This window comes from Kitasatospora sp. NE20-6 (genome assembly GCF_045862635.1).
Genome location: NZ_BPRL01000045.1, coordinates 45,006 through 67,289 on the forward strand (window position 1 = coordinate 45,006; position 22,284 = coordinate 67,289).

Here is a 22,284-nt window from a genome sequence, read left to right on the forward strand (position 1 = left end):
CGCGGTCCGCCGCGCCCCCGGCGGTGTCCACGGGGGGCCGCGCCGGGAGCAGGACGGCTAGATCCAGCTGGTGAACCACATCCGGGCACGCCAGTCGTCCATCGGGATCGTCTGCCCCGTGTAGAGGGGGAAGAAGTAGAGGAAGTTCCACACGACCGCGAAGACGAGCATGCCCGCCGCCGCGGCACCGATCAGCCGCCGGTCCCGGGAGGCCCCGGCCGGGCCGATCATCGCGCCGATCATCATCGTCACCGCGAGCACCAGGAACGGCACGAACGCGACCGCGTAGAAGAGGAAGATCGTGCGCTGCTGGTAGCCGAACCACGGCAGGTAGCCGGCGGCGACGCCGCACAGCAGCGCGCCCGCCCGCCAGTCGCGCCGCAGGGCCCAGCGGTAGAGGCAGTACGCCAGCGCCACGATGCCGGCCCACCACAGGATCGGCGTGCCGATGCCCAGCACCTCGCGGGCGCACTCGTTGGTGCGGCAGCCGGCCTGGCCGAACTTCGGCGACTCGTAGAAGAACGACACCGGCCGCCCGACCAGCAGCCAGCTCCACGGGTTCGACTGGTAGGTGTGCGGGCTGGTGAGGTTGACGTGGAACTCGTACATGGTGGCGTGGTAGTGCCACAGGGAGCGCAGCGCGTCCGGCACCCAGGTCATGCCGAACTGCGGCAGCGGCACGCCCAGCACGTGGTCCGGCGAGAGCCCGGCGCGGTGCAGCGCCCAGTCGCGGCCGTAGCCGCCCTTGCCGGGCACGGAGCTGCTGAGGAACCAGCCCGTCCACGAGACGAGGTAGACGCCGACGGTGGTGACCGTCAGCACCACGGTCGCGAGCAGGGCGTCCCACAGGCCCCACAGCCACCAGTGGCGGTTGCCGGCGGCCTTCCGGGCCGAGGCGTCCCACACCGCGGTGAGCACGGCGAACGCCAGCACCGCGTACAGGCCGCTCCACTTCGTGGCGGTCATCAGGCCCAGCGAGACGGCGGCGGCCAGGCGGTACGGACGCCATCCCAGGTACAGCCAGTCGCCGCCCGGGTGCGTCTCCAGGCGGCGCGCGACGATGCCGCGCGTGCGGTCCCGGTCGAGCAGCAGGAAGCCGAACGCCGCGAGGAACCAGAACATCACCACCAGGTCGAGCAGCGCCGCCCGGCTCATCACGAAGTGCAGGCCGTCGACGGCCAGCAGCAGCCCCGCCACGCAGCCCAGCAGCGTCGAGCGGAACAGCCGGCGGCCGATCCGCGCGATCATCAGGATGGACAGCGTGCCGAGCACCGCGGTCATGAACCGCCAGCCGACCGGGTTCATCCCGTACAGCTGCTCGCCCAGGCCGATCAGCCACTTGCCGACCGGCGGGTGCACGACGTACGCCGGGTCGATCCGGTACGGCACCGTCGGGTGCGCGCCCGTGATCAGGTTGTTGGCGTCGTCCGCCCAGCTGGTCTCGTAGCCGCCCTTCCAGAGCGAGTACGCGTCCTTCGCGTAGTACGTCTCGTCGAAGATCAGCGCCCTGGGGTTGCCCAGGTGCCAGAACCGGAGCAGGCCGCCGAAGGCCGCGATCACCAGCGGCCCGATCCAGCCCGACCACCGGCACAGCCACGACCAGAGGCCGTCGGGCAGCCGCACGCCCAGGTACAGCAGCACCGGTGAGGGCGGCACCCGGTCCGGGGTCACCCCCGGTCCGTCCGGCATCGGCGGCACCAGCCGCTGCGCCGTCGGGACGGGCTCCGCCGTCCGCACGCCGTACGCGTCCAGCCGCCGCTGCCAGAAGGAGCGCGGAGGCTCCGCCCCGCTCCCGCGCGGCACGGGCAGGCCCGCGTGCTCCGGCACGTCGCCGGGCGCCGCTCCGGGCGCGTTCAGCAGTGCCAGGCCGCCCTGCTCGGGGTGGTCCGCGCCCGTAGGCGTCTCGGGTGCCGTGTCGCCGCTCACGCGCCACATCGTAGGGGCGGACCCCCGGCAGCAGGAGGCCCCCTCCGAACCTGTCCGGTTCGTCACGCTTCTCCTTCCCCGTCCCGCCCGCCGCCGCCGTCCTGGGAGGATGGTGCCGTGACAGGCGTACTCGTACTTGCAGGCACTCCCATCGGCGACGTCTCCGACGCCCCGCCCCGGCTGCTCACCGAGCTGGCGGGGGCGGACGTCATCGCGGCGGAGGACACCCGCCGGCTGCGCCGGCTCACCCAGGCGCTGGGCGTCGCGCCGACCGGGCGGGTCGTCTCCTACTTCGAGGGCAACGAGGTCGCCCGCACCCCGGAGCTGGTGGAGGCGCTCACCGGCGGCGCCCGGGTGCTGCTCGTCACCGACGCCGGCATGCCCTCGGTCTCCGACCCCGGCTACCGCCTGGTCGACGCGGCCGTGGCCGCCGGGATCAGGGTGACCGCCGTGCCCGGCCCGTCGGCCGTGCTCACCGCGCTCGCCCTCTCCGGCCTGCCGGTCGACCGCTTCACCTTCGAGGGCTTCCTGCCCCGCAAGGCCGGCGACCGCGCCCGCCAGCTCGCCCAGGTCGCCGCCGAGCCGCGCACCATGGTCTTCTTCGAGGCGCCGCACCGCATCGCCGAGACCCTCGCCGCGATGGCGGACGCCTTCGGCGCGGACCGCCCGGGTGCGGTCTGCCGCGAGCTCACGAAGACGTACGAGGAGGTGCGCCGGGGGCCGCTCGGCGAGCTCGCCGCCTGGGCGGCGGACGGCGTGAGGGGCGAGATCACCGTGGTGGTCGCCGGGGCCCCGCCGGCGCCGCCGGAGGAGGTCGGCCCGGCCGAGCTGGCCCGCCGGGTCGCCGTCCGCGAGGAGGCGGGGGAGAGCCGCAAGGAGGCGATCGCCGCGGTCGCGGCCGCTCTCGGGCTGCCCAAGCGCGACGTCTTCGACGCGGTCGTCGCGGCGAAGAAGGGCAGCTGAGCAGGCGCGCCCGCCGGGGGAGCCGCGCGTACCGTGGAGGGAAGCACCCGTCGGGTGCCCGCAGCGGCGCCGGCTTCGTACAGGTCTCACCAATGCACGTCCAAGACTTGACAAGTCAGGTGGGAAACCGGCTCCCGCGGGCATCTCCCGGGTGAAGACCCGAGCCGGGCGACCGCCCGGCGGGCACCTGGGAGACGGCTATGAGCGAGACGATCGGTAGCCCTCTGACGGGCAACGCGCCCAGCGGCCTCGGACTGACCAACCGGCCGGCCGGCACCGTCGAGACCGTCCGGGAGGCCTACTCCTTCGCGTGCCTCAGCTGCGGCTACGGCTGGGAGCAGGCGTACGACATCGAGCACCGCGTGGACCGCGAGGGGCGGATCGTCTTCGAGTACAAGGCGAACGGCGTCCGCGTGCCCTCCCCGCTGCGCGAGCCGACCTGCCCGGGCTGCGGCGGGCACAAGGTGCGCATCATGCGGGAGGGCCGGGTCGCGACGGCCGAGCACTCCCTGCACCACGCCCCCGGCTACCCGTTCCACGCCGAACCCGAGGACCCCGCGCCGGCCGCCGGGCCGAAGGACGGCACGGCGGAGCAGCCGCCCGTGCCGGCCGGGCAGCGGCGCCGCTGGTTCGGCTTCTTCAGCCACCGCGCCGACTGACCGCGGCCCGGCAGGTCCGCCGCGGAGGGGCCGCCCCACCGGTCACCGGTCGAGGGTGGTTCCTCCGCGCGACTAGGATTCCGTGGCATGGCGGCCACTGAAGACCACAGCACCACCGGGGCCCGGCCCCCGGCGTACTACGTCACGACCCCGATCTACTACGTGAACGATCGTCCGCACCTGGGCCACGCGTACACCACGGTCGCGGGCGACGTCCTCACCCGCTGGCACCGCCAGCGCGGCGAGAACGTCTGGTACCTCACGGGGACGGACGAGCACGGCCAGAAGATCCTGCGCACCGCCGACGCCCACGGCGTCTCCCCGCAGGAGTGGTGCGACAAGCTGGTCGAGGAGGCGTGGAAGCCGCTCTGGCAGCACCTGGACATCGCCAACGACGACTTCATCCGCACCACCCAGCAGCGGCACACCGACCGCGTGCAGGAGTTCGTCCAGGACCTGCACGACAAGGGCGAGATCTACAAGGGCGGCTACTCCGGCCCGTACTGCGTCGGCTGCGAGGAGTACAAGCTGCCCGGCGAGCTCCTCCCCGGCGCCACCGAGGACGAGAAGCTCTGCCCGATCCACAAGAAGCCGGTCGAGTGGCTGGAGGAGGAGAACTACTTCTTCCGCCTCTCCGCGTACGGCCCGAAGCTGCTGGAGTTCTACGCGGCCAACCCCGGCTTCATCGCGCCCGCCACGGCGCGCAACGAGGTGCTGCGCTTCGTCGAGCAGGGCCTGCAGGACCTCTCGATCTCCCGCTCCACCTTCAACTGGGGCGTCCCGCTGCCGTGGGACGAGAAGCACGTGCTCTACGTGTGGGTGGACGCCCTGCAGAACTACATCACCGCCGCCGGCTACGGCGCCGACCCCGAGCGCTTCGCCGAGCTGTGGCCGGCGTCCGTGCACCTCGTCGGCAAGGACATCCTGCGCTTCCACGCGGTGATCTGGCCCGCGATGCTGATGGCCGCGGGCCTGCCGCTGCCCAAGCGGGTCGTCGCCAACGGCTGGCTGATGGTCGGCGGCGAGAAGATGTCGAAGTCCAACCTGACCGGCATCGCCCCGCAGGACCTCACCTCGCACTTCGGCGTGGACGCCTACCGGTACTACTTCCTGCGGGCGATCCCGTTCGGCACCGACGGCTCGTTCTCCTGGGAGGACTTCACCGCCCGGTACACCTCCGAGCTCGCCAACGACTTCGGCAACCTCGCCTCCCGCGTGGCCGCGATGGTCGGCAAGTACCACGAGGGCGTGCTGCCGGCCGCCACCGCCGCGGGCGACGCCGAGCAGGCCGTCGCCGACGGCCTGACGAAGGCCGCCGGCCTGGCCGACCTGAAGATCGGGGAGGAGCTGGACTTCGCCGCCGGCATCGCCGCGATCTTCGAGTTCGTCAAGCTGGTCAACGGCTACCTCACCGAGCAGGAGCCGTGGAAGGTCGCCAAGGACACCTCCGAGGAGGGCCGGGCCCGCCTCGCGACCGTCCTGTACACCGCCGCCGAGGCGCTGCGGGCGACCGCCGTGCTGCTCAACCCGCTGATGCCGGGCACCGCGCAGAAGCTGTGGGACTCGCTCGGCGCGGAGGAGCCGCTCGGCGCCCTGGCCGCGCAGACCATCGGCACCGTCGCCGACTGGGGCCGGCTGCCCGCCGGGGTGATCGTCACCAAGGGCGACATCCTGTTCCCCCGCCTGGAAGAGAAGCCCGCCTCCTGATGGCCAAGAAGGACGACGACCGGTCGACCCCGCCGCCGCTGCCGGAACCCCTGGCCGTGGCGGTGGCCGACTCGCACACCCACCTGGACATGCAGGACGGCACCCCCGCCGAGGGCCTCGCCCGGGCCGCCTCGGTCGGGGTGACCACCGTCGTCCAGGTCGGCTGCGACGTGCGCGGTTCACGCTGGGCGGCCGACCTCGCCGCCGAGTTCGACGCCGTGCACGCGGCCGTCGCCCTCCACCCCAACGAGGCGCCGCGGATCTTCCTCGGCGACCCCGACGGCTGGTCCGGGCAGCACCGGGCCCCCGGGGGCGCCGCCGCGCTCGACGCCGCCCTCGCCGAGATCGACGCGCTCGCCGCCCTGCCGCAGGTCAAGGCGGTCGGCGAGACCGGCCTCGACTACTTCCGCACCGGCCCCGAGGGCGTGGACATCCAGAAGGAGTCCTTCCGCCGCCACATCGCGATCGCCAAGCGGCACGGCAAGGCCCTCGTCATCCACGACCGGGACGCCCACGACGACGTCATCGCCCTGCTCCTGGAGGAGGGCGCCCCCGAGCGCACCGTCTTCCACTGCTACTCCGGCGACGCGGCGATGGCGAAGGTCTGCGCCGAGCACGGCTGGTACCTCTCCTTTGCCGGGCCGGTCACCTACAAGGCCAACCACGCCCTGCGCGAGGCCCTGGCCGTCACCCCGCTCGACCGCGTGCTGATCGAGACGGACGCGCCGTTCCTCACCCCGCACCCGTTCCGCGGCCGCCCCAACGCGCCGTACCTCGTGCCCGTGACGCTGCGGGCGATGGCCGCCCACCGCGGCATCGGCGAGGACGAACTCGCCACCGCGATCGCCGCGAACACGGCCAGGGCGTTCGCGTACTGATCCGTCACCCGTTCGAATGAAGGCCGGATTCCGGCGGAACGCCCCCGCCCTCCTGCGACTCCTTCACGCTGACCGGCATGAGTTCAGTACGAGCGCAGCGAGGGAGACGGCGATGACCGCCGAACCGATCGACCGGAAGAATCCGCAGGCGGGCGAACTCCCGGCCCCCGCGCGCCCGTATCCTTGCGGGGTGAGCAGCACCGACCCCGCACCCGCAGCCGACCACCACCTGCTCGGCGCCGCCGACATCCGCGAACTGGCGGCCGCCTTCGGCGTGAAGCCGACCAAGCAGCGCGGGCAGAACTTCGTCATCGACGGCAACACCGTACGGCGGATCGTCCGTGCGGGCGGGGTGACCGCCGAGGACAGCGTGGTCGAGGTCGGGCCGGGCCTCGGCTCGCTCACCCTGGCCCTGCTGGAGGTGGCCGCCCACGTCACCGCGGTCGAGATCGACCCGCTGCTCGCCCGGCACCTGCCCACCACCGTCGCCTCCCGCATGCCGGACAAGGCCGGGCACTTCGACCTCGTGCTGAGCGACGCCATGGAGGTCACCGAGCTGCCCGGCCCGGCGCCGACCGCGCTGGTCGCCAACCTGCCCTACAACGTCGCCGTCCCGGTGCTGCTGCACATGCTCGCGACCTTCCCGACGATCGAGCGCACCCTGGTCATGGTGCAGAGCGAGGTCGCCGACCGGCTCGCCGCCAAGCCCGGCAACAAGGTCTACGGCGTGCCGTCGGTGAAGGCCAACTGGTACGCCGACGTGAAGCGCGCCGGGGCGATCGGCCGCAGCGTCTTCTGGCCCGCGCCGAACGTCGACTCCGGCCTGGTCTCGCTGGTGCGCCACGACCCGCCGAGGACGACCGCCACCCGCACCGAGGTGTTCGCCGTCGTCGACGCCGCCTTCGCCCAGCGCCGCAAGACCCTGCGCGCCGCGCTGGCCGGCTGGGCCGGTTCGCCCGCCGGCGCCGAGCAGGCGCTGGCCGCCGCCGGTATCGACCACAAGCTGCGCGGCGAGATGCTGACGGTCGAGCAGTTCGCCGCGATCGCCGAGCACAAGCCGAAGGCCCAGTGATGATCACCGTTCGCGTGCCCGCCAAGGTCAACGTCCAGCTGGGGGTCGGCGGCCTGCGGGCCGACGGCTTCCACGACCTGGCCAACGTGTTCTTCGCCGTCGGCCTCGCCGACGAGGTCACCGCCACCCCGGGCGACGGCGTCACCCTGACCTGCACCGGCCCCGACGCGGTGTCCGTGCCGCTCGACGGCAGCAACCTCGCCGCCCGTGCCGCCCGGCTGCTCGCCGAGCACCACGGCCTCGCCGACCCCGGCGTGCACCTGCACATCGCCAAGGCCATCCCGGTCGCCGGCGGCATGGCCGGCGGCAGCGCGGACGGCGCCGCCGCCCTCGTCGCCTGCGACGCGCTGTGGGGCCTCGACACGCCGTTCGAGGTGTTGCTGGAGCTGGCCGCCGAACTCGGCTCGGACGTGCCGTTCGCGCTGCTCGGCGGGGTCGCCCTGGGCCGCGGCCGTGGGGAGATCCTGGAGGCCCTCCCGGTCTCCGGCACCTTCCACTGGGTGTTCGCGGTGGCCGACGGCGGCCTCTCCACCCCCGCCGTGTTCCGTGAGTGCGACCGCCTCCGCGAGGAGGACGGCACCGGCTCCTCGCTCGCCGACGTACCCACCCCGGACCCGGACCCGGCGCTGCTCGCCGCCCTGGCGACCGGCGACCCGGTCGCCCTCGCCGCCGCCCTCGCCAACGACCTGCAGGCCGCCGCGGTCTCGCTGCGCCCCTCGCTCGCCGACACCCTGCACGCGGGCACCGAGGCTGGCGCCCTGGCGGCCCTGGTCTCCGGTTCCGGGCCGACCTGCGCCTTCCTCGCCAAGGACGCCGACGCCGCCCGGGCGATCGCCGTCGCGCTGACGGCCTCCGGCACCTGCCGCACCGCCCACGCGACGTACGGGCCGGTGCCCGGCGCGACGATCGGCACCCCCACGCCCTGAACGGTTCGGCCTCCGGCACCGGCCCGGCCGGCCCGGATCCTGGCACGGATCTCGGCCCGGACCGGGCAGTGCGACGCCCCCCGAACGGGCGCCCGCACGGCCACGTACGCGCTGCCCCCGGGCCGCCGAGCACCCGCACCCCGTCCGGCTGCTCCTCCGGCCGTCGCACGGCGCTGCACCTCGACGCCGGACCGGCACCGCTCCGCCGCCCACTAGGCTGGGAGGCCGGAGACCCGTCCCGACCCCCTCCCAGGAGCGCAGCTGCAGTGGCCGTCAACCTCGCCACCATCGAGTCCGTCACCAAGGTGTACGGCACCCGTGCCCTGATGGACGGAGTCAGCCTGGGCGTCAGCGAGGGGGACCGGATCGGTGTCGTCGGACGCAACGGCGACGGCAAGACCACGCTGATCCGCATGCTCGCCAAGCTGGAGGAACCGGACAGCGGCCGGATCACCCACTCCGGCGGCCTGCAGATGGCCGTCCTCACCCAGCACGACTCGCTGGATCCCAAGGCGACCATCCGCCAGGAGGTCATCGCCGGCCGCGCCGACCACGAGTGGCTGGGCGACGCCCGTATCCGCGACATCATCGAGGGCCTCTTCGGCGGCCTCGACCTGCCGGGCTTCGCCGAGGGCCTCGACACCGTGATCGGCCCGCTCTCCGGCGGCGAGCGCCGCCGGATCGCGCTCGCCCAGCTGCTGCTCGGCGAGCCCGACCTGGTCGTGCTGGACGAGCCCACCAACCACCTCGACGTCGAGGGCATCGCCTGGCTCGCCCGGCACCTGCAGAACCGCCGCTCCGCGCTCGTCTGCGTCACCCACGACCGGTGGTTCCTCGACCAGGTCTGCACCCGCATGTGGGACGTGCAGCGCGGCGAGGTGCGCGAGTACGAGGGCGGCTACTCCGACTACGTCTTCGCGCGCGCCGAGCGCAGCCGCATCGAGGCCACCGAGGAGCAGAAGCGGCAGAACCTGGCCCGCAAGGAGCTCGCCTGGCTGCGCCGCGGCGCCCCCGCCCGCACCTCCAAGCCGCGCTACCGCATCGAGGCCGCCAACGCCCTGATCGCGGACGTGCCGGAGCCGCGCGACAAGAGCGAGCTGATGAAGTTCGCCAACGCCCGCCTCGGCCGGACGGTCTTCGAGCTGGAGGGCGTGAGCATCAAGGCCGGCCCGAAGCACCTCCTCGACCACGTCACCTGGCAGCTCGGCCCCGGCGACCGGATCGGCCTGCTCGGCGTCAACGGCGCCGGCAAGACCTCCCTGCTGCGCGCCATGCAGGCGGCGTTCGCGACCGAGGGCGACGTGCAGCCCTCCGGCGGCGTGATCAAGGTCGGCAAGACCGTGCGCCTGGCGTACCTCTCGCAGGAGATCGCCGAACTCGACCCGCAGGTGCGGGTGCTGCAGGCCGTCGAGCAGATCCGCGGCCGGGTCGACCTCGGCAAGGGCCGGGAGATGAGCGCCGGCCAGCTGTGCGAGCAGTTCGGCTTCACCAAGGACAAGCAGTGGACGCCGGTCGGCGACCTCTCCGGCGGCGAGCGCCGCCGCCTGCAGCTGCTGCGCCTGCTGATGGACGAGCCGAACGTGCTCTTCCTCGACGAGCCCACCAACGACCTCGACATCGAGACCCTCAACCAGCTGGAGGACCTCCTCGACGGCTGGCCCGGATCGATGATCGTGATCAGCCACGACCGCTTCTTCATCGAGCGCACCACCGACACCGTCTTCGCCCTGCTCGGCGACCGCCGGCTGCGGATGCTGCCGAACGGCGTCGACGAGTACCTGGAGCGCCGGGCGCGGATGGCCGAGTCGGGCTCCCCCGCTCCCGCCGCCGCAGCGCCGTCCGAGGCCGCGAAGGCCGCCGGCGACACCCGGCTCCAGAAGAAGGAGATGCAGAAGATCGAGCGGCAGATCTCCAAGCTGGACCAGCAGGAGGCGAAGCTGCACGCCCAGCTCGCCGAGCACGCCGCCGACTTCTCCAAGGTCGCCGACCTGGACGCGCAGCTGCGCAAGGTCCGCGACGAGAAGGAGGAGCTGGAGATGAGCTGGCTGGAGCTGGCCGAGCAGGTCTGACGGGCGTCCGTCCGGCCGGCACTGTCGGTGCCGGCCGGTAGCTTCCCGTCCATGAACGCAGACGACACCCGTCGCGCCGCGGCCCGCCCCACCGCCAGGTGGCGGCGGTTCGCCGCCCGGCACCCGGAGTACGCGGAGCTGTACCCGCCGGCGATGCTGGCCGCGACCGACGACGCGATGACCGCCTACGAGGCCGAGCTGGCGCCCGGCGCGTCCGACGAACTGCTCTGGGCGGCCGTCGAGCACCTCGTGCAGGCGCTGAACGCGATAGACGACGTGCACGGGCTGTTCGAGACCGCCGAGCGCGAGGACCTGTGCGAGTACGCGGACGCCGCGCTGGGCACCGTCGGCGTCGACGTGGAGGCCCTGACGGCCCGCCAGGGCCTGGGCCGCGCCGAACTGACCGACCGCTGGCGCGACTGGTAGGGCTGCCCGCGGTGCGGCAGGTCAGTCGCGGCGGCGGAAACGGCGGACGGTCTGCCAGCCGGACGCGACCACCATCACCCCGCCGATCACCGCCCAGGCGATCGACCCGCCGTGCCGGTGCCGGCCCAGCGCGAGGTCGAGCAGCAGCAGGCTGAAGGCGAGACACAGGCCGGCGGAGATCTTGTCGAACAGGCCGTTCTCGTCGAACACGTCTCTCACGTGCGCCCTTTCGAAGCCGGAAGCCGCCACCATACCGCCGCCGTGGATGCGGCGCACCACCCCGGCGGGCGTACGCCGGTGCACTCCGGGCCCGTCGTGTCCCTGCGGTCCTTGCAGGTCAACGACTTGTCAGGGTGACGGCATGACACATGACACAGCGTCACCGGCGGGTCGTGGCGCCCTGCGCCGGGTGGCCGCCTCGGCGATGCTCGGCACCGCCGTCGAGTTCTACGACTTCTTCCTCTACGGGGCCGCCGCGGCGCTGGTCTTCGGCCGGGTGTTCTTCCCCGGGCTCGGCCCGGCCGGCGCCCTGCTGGCCGCGCTCTCCGTGCACGCGGTGGCGTTCGTCGCCCGGCCGCTCGGCGCGGTGCTCTTCGGGCACTTCGGCGACCGCCTCGGCCGCCGGACCACCCTCGTGGCGTCGCTGCTGCTGATGGGCTTCTCGACGGCCGCCGTGGGCCTGCTGCCGGCGTACGGGCAGTGGGGGGCGTGGGCTCCCGTGCTGCTCACGGTGCTGCGGTTCTGCCAGGGCCTGGGGCTGGGCGGCGAGTGGGGCGGGGCGGCCCTGCTGATCGCCGAGCACGCACCGGCCCGGCAGCGCGGCCGTTGGGGCGCCTACCTGCAACTCGGCCCCTGCGCGGGCTTCTTCCTGGCGACGGCGGCGTTCCTGGTGCTGGGCGAGGTGCTCGACGAGGCCGCGTTCCTGGACTGGGGCTGGCGCGTGCCGTTCCTGGCCTCGCTGGTACTGGTGGCGATCGCGCTGTTCGTCCGGCTGCGCGTCGCCGAGACGCCGCTCTTCCGGGCCCAGCCCGGCCACGCCCGGATGCCGGTGGCCGAGGTGCTGCGCGGCCACGGCCGGCCGGTGCTGCTCGGCGCCGGCGCCGTCATGTCGGGGTACGCGCTGTTCTACCTGACGACGACGTACGCGCTGGCGCACGCCACCGCCGACCTCGGGGTGCCGCGCCGCCTCGTGCTGGGCCTGCTGCTGGCCGGGGCCGTGGTCAAGGGCGGCACGGTGGTGCTGAGCGCCCGCGCCGCCGACCGGTACGGGCGGCGGCGGGTGCTGCTCGTGGCGACCCTGCTCGCCGCGGGATGGGCCGGGGTGCTCTTCCCGCTGCTGGAGACGGCCCGCACCGGGCCGGTCGCGCTGGCGCTGATCGGGGCGATGGCCCTGCTCGGCGGCATGCTCGGGCCGGTCGCCGCGTACCTGCCGGAGCTCTTCCCGACCCGGGTGCGGTACACCGGGGCGGCGCTGACCTACAACCTGGCGGGCGTGGTCGGCGGGGCGACCGCGCCGCTGGTGGCCGTCCGGCTGACCGAGGCGTACGGCACGGCGGTGCCGGTCGGCTGGTACCTGGCGGGGCTGGGTGCGGTCTCGCTGCTCTGCCTGTTCGGCCTGCCGGAGACCCGCGGGACGGACCTGGACGCGGTGCGCCGCCGTTCCCCCGCGCGGGACGGGGGAACGACGGCGGTGCGCTGAGCGCCGGGCCTCAGGCGGCCAGGGCCGCCAGGGCGGCCCGGCCGGCGAGGGTGATCTCGGCCTGCCGGGCGACCCGCTCGCCGAGGTGCTCGGCGGTGAGGACGTCGGCCTGGTGGACGCCTTCCGGCCCCTGGTCGGTGTGGGTCTGGGCGCCCGCGCCGAGGAACAGGCCGAGGCGGTTGAGGTCGTTCTCGGAGGCGGTGGAGGAGTTCCAGCCCGGGTGCAGGCCGAGGCTGATCCACTGCATGCCGTGCTGCGCGGCGAGCACGGTGAAGAACTGCAGGGTGTGCAGCTTGTCGCCGCTCTTGGAGCCGGAGTTGGTGAAGCCGGCCGCGAGCTTGTCCTTCCAGGCCTGGCTGAACCAGCGCTTGGAGGTCTCCTCGGCGAACGTGTGGAAGGCGCCGGAGGCGGTGCCCATGTAGGTGGGCGACCCGAACACGATCGCGTCGGCGGCGTCGAGCTGCGCCCACTGCTCCTCGGTGATCGTGTCGACGGCGATCTGCACCGTGTCGGCCCCGGCGGAGGCCGCGCCGCGGGCCACGGCCTCGGCCAGGACGGCGGTGTGGCCGTAGCCGGAGTGGTAGGCGACGGCGACGGTGGGACGGGCGGCGGTCGTCATGGCGGGTTGGCTCCTCGGGGTGTGCGGTTCGGCGCCGGCCGGTCGGACGGCGCGACCGGGGCTGTCGGTCTCCAACATAGACCAAGTCTCCAATGGTTACCAACTCCCGATCGGAGACCGTTCGAGTTAGGCTGGGGCCATGCCCACCCAGCAGACCGCCCCGTCCGACGGGCTCCCGCCCGTCCCGGCCGGCCAGGAGTTCGACATCTTCGCCGCGGTCTGTCCCAGCCGGGACGTCTTCGCGGAGCTCGCCGACAAGTGGTCGCTGCTCCTCGTCCTGAGCCTCCACCAGCGCGGTGAGCAGCGCTTCTCCGAGCTGCAGCGGTCGGTCGGCGGCGTCAGCCGCAAGATGCTCACCCAGTCGCTGCGATCGCTCGAACGCGACGGCCTCGTGCTGCGCACCGTGCACCCGCAGACCCCGCCGCGGGTCGTCTACGGGCTGCTGCCGCTCGGCCGCACCCTCGCCGAGCGGATCGCGCCGCTCGGTGACTGGGTCGAGTCGCACGCCTGCTCGGTCGTCGAGGCGCGCGAGCGGTTCGACCGGGCGCACTGCGGCGACGGGGTGCCTGCGCCCTGAGGCGACCCGCGCCCCGGTCGGGCATGAGGGCGTGCGGGCATGCGGGCGTGCGGACATGCGGGCGTGCGGACACGCGGGCGGGGCTGCGGCGGAACTCGGGCCCGGATGGATTTCACGTTCCGGCCGACGGCCGTGTAATGTCTTCCTCGTTCGAAGGGAAGACCGAGAACAAGCCCCTATAGCTCAGTCGGTAGAGCGTCTCCATGGTAAGGAGAAGGTCTGCGGTTCGATTCCGCATGGGGGCTCCACAGTGAGCACGAAGGCCCTCGCCGTACGGCGGGGGCCTTCGGCGTTCCCGGACCCGCTGCCATCGGGCCCGCCGCCACCACCGAACCCTGCTGTGCGGACGGCTGCTGCGCGGACGGCTGCCGGTCGGCGGCGGATCGGCGACGGGTCGGCAGCCTGGCGGACCGGGCGCCGATGCGCTGTGATGGTGCGTCAACCGCCGCGCCGGACACGGCCGACCGGGACTGGAGGGCGCCGTGGGCGTTCGGCTCGTGATCGTCGACGACCACCGGCTGCTGGCCGAGGCGCTGGCCACCGCCCTGCAGCTGCGCGGCCACCGGGTGCTCGCCGTGGGCGCGCCCGCCACCGCCGTCGGCGCCCTGGTCGGCGCGCGGCGCCCCGAGGTGTGCCTGCTGGGGATCTCCGCGGGCGGCGGGGACGCGGTGTTCGGGGAGCTGCGCCGACTGCGGGCCGAACGCCCCGAGGTGGCCGTCGTGGTGCTCGGCCCGGTCGGCCAGCCGGGCCGGGTGGCGGCGGCGTTCGCCGCCGGTGCGGCCGGCTACGTGCGGAGCGACGAGCGGATCGAGGTCGTCGAGCGGGCCGTCGCCCGGGTGCGGGCGGGGGAGGCGGCGGTGGCGGTCGAGGTGCTGCAGGGCGCGTTCGAGGCGCTGCTGCGCCCGCTGCCCGAGCCGGACGGCGACGCCGTGCGGCTGCTGCGCCTGCTGACCCGGCGCGAGGTGCAGGTGCTGGGCCGGATCGCGGAGGGCGAGGACACCGCCGCGATCGCGGCCGGTCTGGGCATCGCCTCCAGCACGGCCCGGACCCACGTGCAGCGGGTGCTGGTGAAGCTGGGGGCCCGGTCGCGGCTGGAGGCCGCGGCGGTGGCGGCCCGGACCGGCCTGCTGGACGGCGTCTCGGGGTCCGTCTGAGCGTTCCCGTGCGGCCGGTGGGTGCTCCCACGTGGCCGTCCGAGTGTTCTCGCGCGGCCGGTGAGTGCTCCCGCACGGCCGTCCGAGTGCTCCCGCACGGCCGGCGGGTGTTCTCGCACGACCAGGATGTTGACTTCTGGTAGTAGATGTTTGAAAATGTTGAAGAACAAGGAGATCGGAGCACACCGCCGTGAAGACCACGACCAAGCTCGCGGACGGCCGCGAGCTCATCTACTTCGACGCGGACGACTCCGCCCTCCGGGACTCCGCCGACCTGCGTCCGCTGGAGCCCACCGCGAGCCTGTCCGAGATCCGGCAGGACCCGGCGACCGGCGACTGGGTGACCGTCGCCGCCCACCGCCAGGGCCGCATCTACCACCCGCCGGCGGACGAGTGCCCGCTCTGCCCCTCGCGGGAGGGCAGGCTCAGCGAGATCCCCGCCCCCGACTACGAGGTGGCGGTGTTCGAGAACCGCTTCCCCTCCCTGGCCACCGACGCGGCCGCCCACGTCACCGGCCTCGACCACCCGGTCGCCGTGTCCGGCCCGGGCACCGGCCGCTGCGAGGTCGTCTGCTTCACCTCCGACCACGGCTCCTCCTTCGCCGACCTGGACGAGGCGCAGGCCCGCCTCGTCCTCGACGCCTGGACGGACCGCACCGCCGCCCTCTCCGCCCTCCCCGGGGTGCAGCAGGTCTACTGCTTCGAGAACCGCGGCGCCGAGATCGGGGTCACCCTGGCCCACCCGCACGGCCAGATCTACGCCTTCCCCTTCACCACCCCGCGCACCCGGCGGATGGCCGAGGCCGCCGCCGGGCACCGCGCCCGCACCGGCCGCAACCTCTTCGAGGACCTGCTCGCCGCCGAGCGCGCCGACCCCGTCCGGGTGGTGCTGGCGGGCGAGCACTGGACGGCGTTCGTCCCGTTCGCCGCCCGCTGGCCGTACGAGGTGCACCTCTACCCCAACCGCCGGGTCGCCGACCTCACCGCGCTCACCGAGGCCGAACGCGCCGAGTTCCCCCGCGTCTACCTGGAACTCCTCCGCCGCTTCGACCGGCTCTTCATCGAGCCCGGGCACAATGAGCAGGCCGCACCGACGCCGTACATCTCCGCCTGGCACCAGGCTCCCGCCCCCGGAGGGGAGGAGCTGGCGCTGCACCTGGAGCTGTTCACGATCCGACGTACGGTGGGCAAGCTCAAGTTCCTGGCCGGAGTGGAATCCGGCATGGACGCGTTCGTCAACGATGTGTCGCCCGAGGCGGCGGCGCAGCGCCTGCGGGAGGTCGCATCATGAGTAAGTACCTGGTCACGGGTGGAGCCGGCTACGTCGGCAGTGTGGTCACCGCCCACCTGCTGGAGGCGGGCCACCAGGTCACCGTGCTCGACGACCTGTCGACCGGCTTCGCCGAAGGCGTGCCCGCGGGCGCCGAGTTCGTCCGCGGCCGCATCCAGGACGCCGGCGACGTGCTCGACCCGTCCTTCGACGGCGTGCTGCACTTCGCCGCCTCCTCGCAGGTCGGCGAGTCCGTCGCGGACCCGGAGAAGTACTGGCGCAACAACGTGGCGGGCTCGCTTGAGCTCGTCTCCGCGATGCGCAAGGCCGGCGTGCGCACGCTCGTCTTCTCCTCCACCGCCGCCGTCTACGGCGAGCCGGAGTCCGTGCCGATCGCGGAGACCGCGCGCACCGCGCCCACCAACACGTACGGCGCCAGCAAGCTCGCCGTCGACCACCTGATCACCAGCGAGGCCGTCGCGCACGGCCTGGCGGCCGTCTCGCTGCGCTACTTCAACGTCGCCGGCGCGTACGGCGCGTACGGCGAGCGCCACGAGCCCGAGTCGCACCTGATCCCGCTGGTCTTCCAGGCGGCGCTCGGGCAGCGCCCGCACATCTCGGTGTTCGGCGACGACTACCCCACCCCGGACGGCACCTGCATCCGCGACTACATCCACGTCGCGGACCTCGCCGACGCGCACCTGCTGGCGCTCGGCGCGGCCAAGGCCGGCGAGCACCTCATCTGCAACCTCGGCAACGGCAGCGGATTCTCCGTCCGTGAGGTCATCGAGTCCGTCAAGCGCGTGACGGGCCGCGAGATCCCCGTCGTCACCGCCGAACGCCGCCCCGGCGACCCGGCCTCCCTGGTCGCCTCCGCTGCCCGCGCCCACGAGGTGCTCGGCTGGCGCCCCCGCCGCCCCGAGCTCGACGACATCGTCGCCGACGCCTGGGCCTTCACCCTGGAGAAGCGAGCCTGATGACGAGTACCCAGTCCGTCCACGACGGCGCCGCCACCGAAGGCATCTGGGCGGCGCCCGGCCGGGTCAACCTGATCGGCGAACACACCGACTACAACGACGGGTTCGTGCTGCCCGTCGCCCTGCCGCACAGCGCCCGGGCCACCGTCCGGCTCCGCCCGGACGGCGTGCTGCGGCTGTACAGCGAGCAGGGCGACGGCGAGGCCGTCGAACTCGTGGTCGCCGACCTCGCCCCCGGCTCGGTGGACGGCTGGGCCAAGTACCCGGCCGCGGTGGTCTGGACGCTGCGCGCGGCCGGGTACGACGTCGGCGGTGCCGACGTGCACATCGACAGCGACGTGCCGACCGGCGCCGGCCTCTCCTCCTCGGCCGCCCTGGAGTGCGCGGTCGCCGTGGCCTACAACGACCTCCACGGGCTCGGCCTGACCGGCCCCGAGCTCGCCCGGCTCGCGCAGCGCGCCGAGAACGAGTTCGTCGGCGTGCCCTGCGGCGTGATGGACCAGATGGCGTCCGCCTGCTGCACCGAGGGCGGCGCGCTCTTCCTCGACACCCGCGACTTCTCCCAGCGGCACGTGCCGCTCGACCTCGCCGGCGCCGGCCTGCGGCTGCTCGTGATCGACACCCGGGTCAAGCACGACCTCGCCGACGGCGCGTACGCCGAGCTGCGGGCCGGCTGCGAGCGGGCCGCGGCCCTGCTCGGCCTCGCCGCCCTGCGCGACCTCCCGGCCGCCGGGCTGGACGCGGCCCTCGACCGCCTGCCCGCCGAACTCCGGCCGCTCGTACGGCACGTGGTGACCGAGGACGAGCGCGTCCTGGAGGCCGTCGCCCGGCTCGACGCCGGCGACCTCGCCGGCCTCGGCCCGATCCTGACGGCGGGTCACGCCTCGCTCCGCGACGACTACCGGGTCTCCTGCCCGGAGACCGACCTCGCGGTGGAGGCGGCCGTCGCGGCCGGCGCGCTGGGCGCCCGGATGACCGGTGGCGGCTTCGGCGGCTCCGTCGTCGCGCTGGTCGCCGACACCGCCCTGGACGCGGTCGCCGAGGCCGTCACCGCGGCGTTCACCGCGGCCGGCTACGCCGCGCCGCGCACCTTCACCGCGGTGCCCGCCGCAGGAGCCCGCCGGATCTCCTGAGACCGTCCGCGAAGGACCCGCCCGGCGGCGTGCCGGGCGGGTCCTTCGTGCATGCGGCGCGGAGGTCAAATCGCCGAGCCATGAAGAAACTTCACCAATCCCCCACCCCTCCGGCGCACACCCCCGTACCCTGAGTCCGGTACCGGAGGGGGTCGGCGCCGGACAGGGGGGACGGACGATGGGGCGTATTCGCGTCCTGGTGGTCGACGACCACCGCATCTTCGCCGAGGCGCTGGCCACGGCTCTCGCCGCCGAGCCCGAGATCGAGGTCGGAGCGGCCGGCAGCGCCGTCGCCGCCGAGCGGGCGCTGGAGCGCGCCGCCGCCGAAGGCCGCCCCTACGACGTCGCCCTGATCGACGCGGACCTCTCCCCGGCGGCCGGCCGGCCCGGGCAGCGCCCCCGCACCGCCCCGCCGACCGCGGCCCTGCCGGCCGTAGCCCTGCCTGCCGCCGTCCTGCCGCCGCCCCGCCGCGAGGCCCCGCCCGGCCGCCCGCAGAACCACCTCCACGCCCAGGCCCAGGCCCAGGCCCAGAACCACGCCCAGGCCCACGGCCTGGCCGTCGCCGTCCCCGGTGACGGCATCGCCCTGCTCGCCCGCGTCCTGCGCAGCCACCCGGCGCTGCGCGCGGTGGTGCTCGCCGGCTCCGACGACCCGCGCCGTGCGGTGCGCGCGCTGCAGGCCGGTGCCGTCGGCTGGGTGGCGAAGGAGAGCTCACTGGCCCGGCTGCTGACCGTGGTGCGGGGTGTGCTGCGCGACGAGACCCACCTGTCGCCCGCCCTGCTCACCGGGGTCGTCCGGGAGCTGACCAGCGCCCGGCGCGACCGCACGGAGAGCGAGCGGCTGGTCGGCACCCTCACCCCGCGGGAGGAGGAGGTGCTGCGCTGCATGGTCGCCGGCCTCGGCCGGCAGGCGGTCGCCGAGCGGCTCTACCTCTCGCCGCACACCGTGCGCACCCACATGCAGAACGTCCTCGGCAAGCTCGGGGTGCACTCCACGCTCGCCGCGGTCGCGGTGGCCCGCCGGGCGGGGATCACGCCGTCCGAGCCGCTGCCCCAGCCCGTGCCGTCGACCGCCGTGCCGACCGTCGCCTCAAGTGCAGGCCCGGGCGCCGGCTGACCGCGCCGTCCACGCCCCGCGCCGGGCTGGGGGAGCAGCCCGACGCCACACCCAGGTACCGACTCCGTCAGTCAGGGAGACCGGAGGACCGATGTCGCCCCACACCACTGCCGCACGCCGAAACGTTCCGCTCGCACCGATCCCGGAGCAGTCCGACGGGCCGCCGGGGATGCGCACCCTCGTGATCGGCGCGGGTGCCGCCGGGTCGTCACTCGTCCGCGACCTGCTCCGCACCCCGGAGTTCGGGCTCGCGCCGGTCGGCGTCCTCGACGACGACCCGGCGAAGGCCGGGCTCGCCGTCGACGGCGTACCGGTGCTCGGCCCGCTCGCCGATCTGACCGGGCTCGCCGTCACCCACCGTGCCCAGGTGGTGGTGCTGGCCATCCCGGGCCTGCCGCACCAGCAGGTCAGGGCGCTGGCCACCTCGGCCGCCGCGGCCGGGGTGGCGGTGCGCTACCTGCCGTCGTTCCTGTCGGCGCTGCGCCGGGAGGTGGTCGGCTCCGACATGCGCAGCCTGGACGTCAACAAGCTGATCGGCCGTCACGAGGTGCACGTGGTCTCGTCCGACGTCCGCGCGGTGATCGAGGGCCGGCGGGTGCTGGTGACGGGCGCCGGCGGCTCGATCGGCAGCGAGCTCTGCCGCCAGGTGAACGCCTTCGGTCCGTCCGGGCTCTACATGCTCGACCACGACGAGTCGAACCTGCACCGGCTCCAGCTCGACATCTGGGGCGAGGCGCTGCTGACGGACGAGTCACTGGTGATCGCCGACATCCGGGACCGTCCGCGGATCCAGCAGATCTTCCGCGACCTGCGGCCCGAGGTGGTGTTCCACGCGGCGGCGCACAAGCACCTGCCGCTGCTGGAGCGGCATCCGAGCGAGGCGGTGAAGTCGAACGTCCTGGGTACGGACAACCTCGTGGAGGCGGCCCTCGCCACCGGCGTCGAGCGCTTCGTGCTGATCTCCACCGACAAGGCGGCCGACCCGACGTCCGTGCTCGGCGCGAGCAAGCGGCTGGCCGAGCTGATCGTGCAGGCCAACGCCCGGGACGCGCGCAACCTCGGCACGGGGGTCTTCTCCGCCGTCCGCTTCGGCAACGTGCTGGGTTCGCGGGGCTCGCTGCTGTCGGTGCTGGCCGAGCAACTGCGGAGCGGCGGCCCGGTGACGATCACGCACCCGGACGTGACCCGGTTCTTCATGACGATCGAGGAGGCCGTCGGCCTGGTGCTGGAGGCCGGCCGGATGGCCGAGGGCGGCGAGGTGTTCGTGCTCGACATGGGCGAGCCGGTGCGGATCGTCGACCTGGTGCACAACTTCGCCCGGCAGGTGCAGCTCGGTGCGGAGGAGGTGGAGATCCGCTACACCGGTCTGCGGGCGGGGGAGAAGCTCAACGAGGCGCTGTTCTCGGAGGGCGAGGTGCGGCTGCCCACCGCGCACGGCCGGATCTTCGCGACCCTGGCGGGCGACGACGCGGGCCCGGAGGACCTGGCGGGCGGGCTGACCGGCCTGTACGCGGCGGCGGCCGGAAACTCCGACGACGAGGTGCGGCGGCGGCTGGCCGGGCTGCTGCCGGGCTACCGGACGCCGGAGGCCCTGCCGGTGCCGGCCCTCGGCGCGCCGTACCCGGACGGTTTCTGAGCGACGGGTGGTGCCCGGCCGCCGTGCGGCCGGGCCGCGGACCCTGCGGGGGAGGGCCGGGGGTCAGCCGGCCTGGTCGAAGGGGGCGACCAGCTGCCGCAGCAGGGCGGCGAGTTCGGCGCGCTGACCGGCGCCGAGCCGGGCGAGCAGCTCGCGCTCGTGGGCGAGCAGTCCGGCGAGCGCCTGGTCGGCCTTGTCGCGGCCGTCGTCGGTGAGGCGGACGAGGACGCCGCGCCGGTCGTCCGGGTCGGGCAGGCGCCTGACGAGGCCCTTGCCGGTGAGCCGGTCGATGCGGTTGGTCATGGTGCCGGAGGTGACGAGCGTCTGGGTGAGCAGCTGGCCGGGGGAGAGCTGGTAGGGGTCGCCGGCCCGCCGGAGGGCGGTCAGCACGTCGAACTCCCAGGGCTCCAGGCCGTGCTCGGCGAAGGCGGTGCGACGGGCGCGGTCGAGGTGGCGGGCGAGTCGGCTGACCCGGCTGAGCACCTCGAGCGGTTCCACGTCGAGGTCGGGGCGCTCGCGGCGCCATGCTGCGACCAGCCGGTCGACCTCGTCCTCCATGTCGATCAGTGTATCGGGGGTTGTGTCGATGTGAAGTCTCTTGACATCGAGAATTATCAAGCGCAGTCTCTCGATGGGATATCTTGATGTCGAGATACATGGGAGAGGGCCGTGCCCGCCACCGCATGGGATCCGCAGCAGTACCTCCGCTACGCCGACGAACGCACCCGCCCGCTGCACGAACTCGTCGCCCGCATGCCCGCGCTCCCCGCCGCGCCGGTCGTCCTCGACATCGGCTGCGGACCCGGCAACTCCACCGCCGTCCTGCGCGACCGCTGGCCCGACGCCCACCTGACCGGCGTCGACAGCTCCGCCGCGATGCTGGCCACCGCCCGCACCACCGGCGAGCCGAGCGCCGCCTACCTGCTCGCCGACGCCCGCACCTGGGATCCGGCCCCCGCCGCCCCCGACGCGATCGTCTCCAACGCCACCCTCCAGTGGCTGCCCGGACACCTCGCCCTGCTGCCCCGCTGGGCCGCCGCGCTCCGGCCCGGCGGCGTCCTCGCCCTCCAGGTGCCCGGCAACTTCGACGCCCCCAGCCACACCCTGCTCGCCGACCTGCGCCGCAGCCCCCGCTGGCGCGACGTGCTCGGCGAGGACGCCGTCCGGGCCGGCTCCCACGCACCCGCCGACTACCTGCACACCCTGCTCGGGGCGGACTGCACCGCCGACGTCTGGGAGACCACCCACCTCACCCTCCTCGACGGCGAGGACCCGGTGCTGGAGTGGGTCCGCGGCACCGCCCTGCGCCCCGTCCTCGCCCTGCTGCCCGACCCCGCGGAGCGGGCCGCCTTCCTGGCCGAGTACGGGGCGCTGCTGCGCGAGGCGTACCCCGCGGGGCCGCACGGCACCCTCTTCCCGTTCCGGCGGATCTTCGCCGTCGCCCGGCGCCGCTGAGCACCCGCCCGGCCCCGCCGG

General features: G+C 74.1%; 21 protein-coding genes and 1 tRNA gene. 18 read left to right on the forward strand and 4 right to left on the reverse strand.

The window, feature by feature from the left end; all coding sequences use genetic code 11:
• Window positions 1-57: 57 nt before the first annotated feature.
• Complete coding sequence (locus tag SNE206_RS27430; protein WP_407916219.1) at window positions 58-1,827, reverse strand: dolichyl-phosphate-mannose--protein mannosyltransferase; 1,770 nt, start codon at window positions 1,825-1,827, stop codon at window positions 58-60.
• 216 nt (window positions 1,828-2,043) lie between these two features.
• On the opposite strand from SNE206_RS27430, the gene rsmI reads away from it, so the two are divergent.
• The 8 genes from rsmI (at window position 2,044) to SNE206_RS27470 (ending at window position 10,626) form a co-directional block, all read left to right on the forward strand.
• Window positions 2,044-2,889, forward strand: coding sequence for a 16S rRNA (cytidine(1402)-2'-O)-methyltransferase (gene rsmI, locus SNE206_RS27435; protein WP_407916178.1), 846 nt, complete (start codon window positions 2,044-2,046; stop codon window positions 2,887-2,889).
• Window positions 2,890-3,089: 200 nt separating this feature from the next.
• Window positions 3,090-3,548 (forward strand): hypothetical protein, encoded by a 459-nt coding sequence (locus tag SNE206_RS27440; RefSeq protein WP_407916179.1) that lies wholly within the window; start codon window positions 3,090-3,092, stop codon window positions 3,546-3,548.
• 87 nt (window positions 3,549-3,635) lie between these two features.
• On the forward strand, window positions 3,636-5,255 hold the full coding sequence (gene metG, locus SNE206_RS27445; RefSeq protein ID WP_407916180.1) for a methionine--tRNA ligase: 1,620 nt from the start codon (window positions 3,636-3,638) through the stop codon (window positions 5,253-5,255).
• Window positions 5,255-6,133 (forward strand): TatD family hydrolase, encoded by an 879-nt coding sequence (locus SNE206_RS27450; RefSeq protein WP_407916181.1) that lies wholly within the window; start codon window positions 5,255-5,257, stop codon window positions 6,131-6,133. Before metG ends, SNE206_RS27450 begins: the two co-directional genes overlap by 1 nt.
• Before the next feature lie 190 nt (window positions 6,134-6,323).
• The gene (gene rsmA / locus SNE206_RS27455; protein ID WP_407916182.1) at window positions 6,324-7,205 is read left to right on the forward strand and encodes a 16S rRNA (adenine(1518)-N(6)/adenine(1519)-N(6))-dimethyltransferase RsmA; all 882 of its coding nucleotides are present in this window, start codon (window positions 6,324-6,326) and stop codon (window positions 7,203-7,205) included.
• Window positions 7,205-8,131, forward strand: a complete 927-nt coding sequence (locus tag SNE206_RS27460) for a 4-(cytidine 5'-diphospho)-2-C-methyl-D-erythritol kinase (protein ID WP_407916183.1) — start codon at window positions 7,205-7,207, stop codon at window positions 8,129-8,131. The genes rsmA and SNE206_RS27460 overlap by 1 nt, the downstream gene beginning before the upstream one ends.
• A 266-nt stretch (window positions 8,132-8,397) precedes the next feature.
• Window positions 8,398-10,200, forward strand: a complete 1,803-nt coding sequence (locus SNE206_RS27465; RefSeq protein ID WP_407916184.1) for an ABC-F family ATP-binding cassette domain-containing protein — start codon at window positions 8,398-8,400, stop codon at window positions 10,198-10,200.
• Between the two features lie 51 nt (window positions 10,201-10,251).
• The gene (locus SNE206_RS27470; RefSeq protein ID WP_407916185.1) at window positions 10,252-10,626 is read left to right on the forward strand and encodes a hypothetical protein; all 375 of its coding nucleotides are present in this window, start codon (window positions 10,252-10,254) and stop codon (window positions 10,624-10,626) included.
• A gap of 21 nt (window positions 10,627-10,647) precedes the next feature.
• Here the strand turns inward: SNE206_RS27470 and SNE206_RS27475 are convergent, their stop codons facing one another.
• The gene (locus tag SNE206_RS27475; RefSeq protein ID WP_407916186.1) at window positions 10,648-10,845 is read right to left on the reverse strand and encodes a hypothetical protein; all 198 of its coding nucleotides are present in this window, start codon (window positions 10,843-10,845) and stop codon (window positions 10,648-10,650) included.
• Window positions 10,846-10,987: 142 nt separating this feature from the next.
• On the opposite strand from SNE206_RS27475, the gene SNE206_RS27480 reads away from it, so the two are divergent.
• On the forward strand, window positions 10,988-12,325 hold the full coding sequence (locus tag SNE206_RS27480; RefSeq protein ID WP_407916187.1) for an MFS transporter: 1,338 nt from the start codon (window positions 10,988-10,990) through the stop codon (window positions 12,323-12,325).
• 10 nt (window positions 12,326-12,335) lie between these two features.
• On the opposite strand, the gene SNE206_RS27485 is transcribed toward SNE206_RS27480, so the two are convergent.
• A complete protein-coding gene (locus tag SNE206_RS27485; RefSeq protein ID WP_407916188.1) occupies window positions 12,336-12,944 on the reverse strand; it encodes a flavodoxin family protein in 609 nt (202 codons plus the stop codon).
• A gap of 139 nt (window positions 12,945-13,083) precedes the next feature.
• On the opposite strand from SNE206_RS27485, the gene SNE206_RS27490 reads away from it, so the two are divergent.
• The 8 genes from SNE206_RS27490 (at window position 13,084) to SNE206_RS27525 (ending at window position 20,808) form a co-directional block, all read left to right on the forward strand.
• The gene (locus SNE206_RS27490; protein WP_407916189.1) at window positions 13,084-13,521 is read left to right on the forward strand and encodes a winged helix-turn-helix transcriptional regulator; all 438 of its coding nucleotides are present in this window, start codon (window positions 13,084-13,086) and stop codon (window positions 13,519-13,521) included.
• A gap of 172 nt (window positions 13,522-13,693) precedes the next feature.
• A tRNA-Thr gene (locus tag SNE206_RS27495) sits at window positions 13,694-13,769 on the forward strand.
• A 234-nt stretch (window positions 13,770-14,003) separates the two neighbouring features.
• On the forward strand, window positions 14,004-14,675 hold the full coding sequence (locus SNE206_RS27500) for a LuxR C-terminal-related transcriptional regulator (protein ID WP_407916190.1): 672 nt from the start codon (window positions 14,004-14,006) through the stop codon (window positions 14,673-14,675).
• Between the two features lie 190 nt (window positions 14,676-14,865).
• Window positions 14,866-15,966 (forward strand): galactose-1-phosphate uridylyltransferase, encoded by a 1,101-nt coding sequence (gene galT, locus SNE206_RS27505; protein WP_407916191.1) that lies wholly within the window; start codon window positions 14,866-14,868, stop codon window positions 15,964-15,966.
• Window positions 15,963-16,922 carry a UDP-glucose 4-epimerase GalE gene (galE, locus tag SNE206_RS27510; protein ID WP_407916192.1) on the forward strand — a complete coding sequence of 320 codons (960 nt, stop codon included), beginning with the start codon at window positions 15,963-15,965 and terminating at the stop codon, window positions 16,920-16,922. Before galT ends, galE begins: the two co-directional genes overlap by 4 nt.
• Entirely contained in the window at window positions 16,922-18,055 is a 1,134-nt protein-coding gene (gene galK, locus SNE206_RS27515) for a galactokinase (RefSeq protein WP_407916193.1), read from the forward strand. Before galE ends, galK begins: the two co-directional genes overlap by 1 nt.
• 178 nt (window positions 18,056-18,233) lie before the next feature.
• Entirely contained in the window at window positions 18,234-19,172 is a 939-nt protein-coding gene (locus tag SNE206_RS27520; RefSeq protein WP_407916194.1) for a LuxR C-terminal-related transcriptional regulator, read from the forward strand.
• A 169-nt stretch (window positions 19,173-19,341) separates the two neighbouring features.
• The gene (locus tag SNE206_RS27525; RefSeq protein ID WP_407916195.1) at window positions 19,342-20,808 is read left to right on the forward strand and encodes a polysaccharide biosynthesis protein; all 1,467 of its coding nucleotides are present in this window, start codon (window positions 19,342-19,344) and stop codon (window positions 20,806-20,808) included.
• Window positions 20,809-20,871: 63 nt separating this feature from the next.
• On the opposite strand, the gene SNE206_RS27530 is transcribed toward SNE206_RS27525, so the two are convergent.
• Window positions 20,872-21,366, reverse strand: a complete 495-nt coding sequence (locus SNE206_RS27530) for a MarR family winged helix-turn-helix transcriptional regulator (RefSeq protein ID WP_407916196.1) — start codon at window positions 21,364-21,366, stop codon at window positions 20,872-20,874.
• Window positions 21,367-21,477: 111 nt separating this feature from the next.
• Here SNE206_RS27530 and SNE206_RS27535 point away from each other — a divergent pair, with 111 nt between their 5' ends.
• Window positions 21,478-22,263 (forward strand): methyltransferase domain-containing protein, encoded by a 786-nt coding sequence (locus SNE206_RS27535; protein ID WP_407916197.1) that lies wholly within the window; start codon window positions 21,478-21,480, stop codon window positions 22,261-22,263.
• Window positions 22,264-22,284: the final 21 nt, after the last annotated feature.

What these genes read in the sequence shown, in the direction of transcription:
- SNE206_RS27440 (WP_407916179.1), top strand. Translation starts at nt 3,090, where the DNA reads ATGAGCGAGACGATCGGTAGCCCTCTGACGGGCAACGCGCCCAGCGGC.
- metG (WP_407916180.1), top strand. Translation starts at nt 3,636, where the DNA reads ATGGCGGCCACTGAAGACCACAGCACCACCGGGGCCCGGCCCCCGGCG.
- SNE206_RS27450 (WP_407916181.1), top strand. Translation starts at nt 5,255, where the DNA reads ATGGCCAAGAAGGACGACGACCGGTCGACCCCGCCGCCGCTGCCGGAA.
- SNE206_RS27460 (WP_407916183.1), top strand. Translation starts at nt 7,205, where the DNA reads ATGATCACCGTTCGCGTGCCCGCCAAGGTCAACGTCCAGCTGGGGGTC.
- SNE206_RS27470 (WP_407916185.1), top strand. Translation starts at nt 10,252, where the DNA reads ATGAACGCAGACGACACCCGTCGCGCCGCGGCCCGCCCCACCGCCAGG.
- SNE206_RS27480 (WP_407916187.1), top strand. Translation starts at nt 10,988, where the DNA reads ATGACACATGACACAGCGTCACCGGCGGGTCGTGGCGCCCTGCGCCGG.
- SNE206_RS27485 (WP_407916188.1), bottom strand. Translation starts at nt 12,944, where the DNA reads ATGACGACCGCCGCCCGTCCCACCGTCGCCGTCGCCTACCACTCCGGC.
- SNE206_RS27490 (WP_407916189.1), top strand. Translation starts at nt 13,084, where the DNA reads ATGCCCACCCAGCAGACCGCCCCGTCCGACGGGCTCCCGCCCGTCCCG.
- galE (WP_407916192.1), top strand. Translation starts at nt 15,963, where the DNA reads ATGAGTAAGTACCTGGTCACGGGTGGAGCCGGCTACGTCGGCAGTGTG.
- galK (WP_407916193.1), top strand. Translation starts at nt 16,922, where the DNA reads ATGACGAGTACCCAGTCCGTCCACGACGGCGCCGCCACCGAAGGCATC.
- SNE206_RS27520 (WP_407916194.1), top strand. Translation starts at nt 18,234, where the DNA reads ATGGGGCGTATTCGCGTCCTGGTGGTCGACGACCACCGCATCTTCGCC.
- SNE206_RS27525 (WP_407916195.1), top strand. Translation starts at nt 19,342, where the DNA reads ATGCGCACCCTCGTGATCGGCGCGGGTGCCGCCGGGTCGTCACTCGTC.
- SNE206_RS27530 (WP_407916196.1), bottom strand. Translation starts at nt 21,366, where the DNA reads ATGGAGGACGAGGTCGACCGGCTGGTCGCAGCATGGCGCCGCGAGCGC.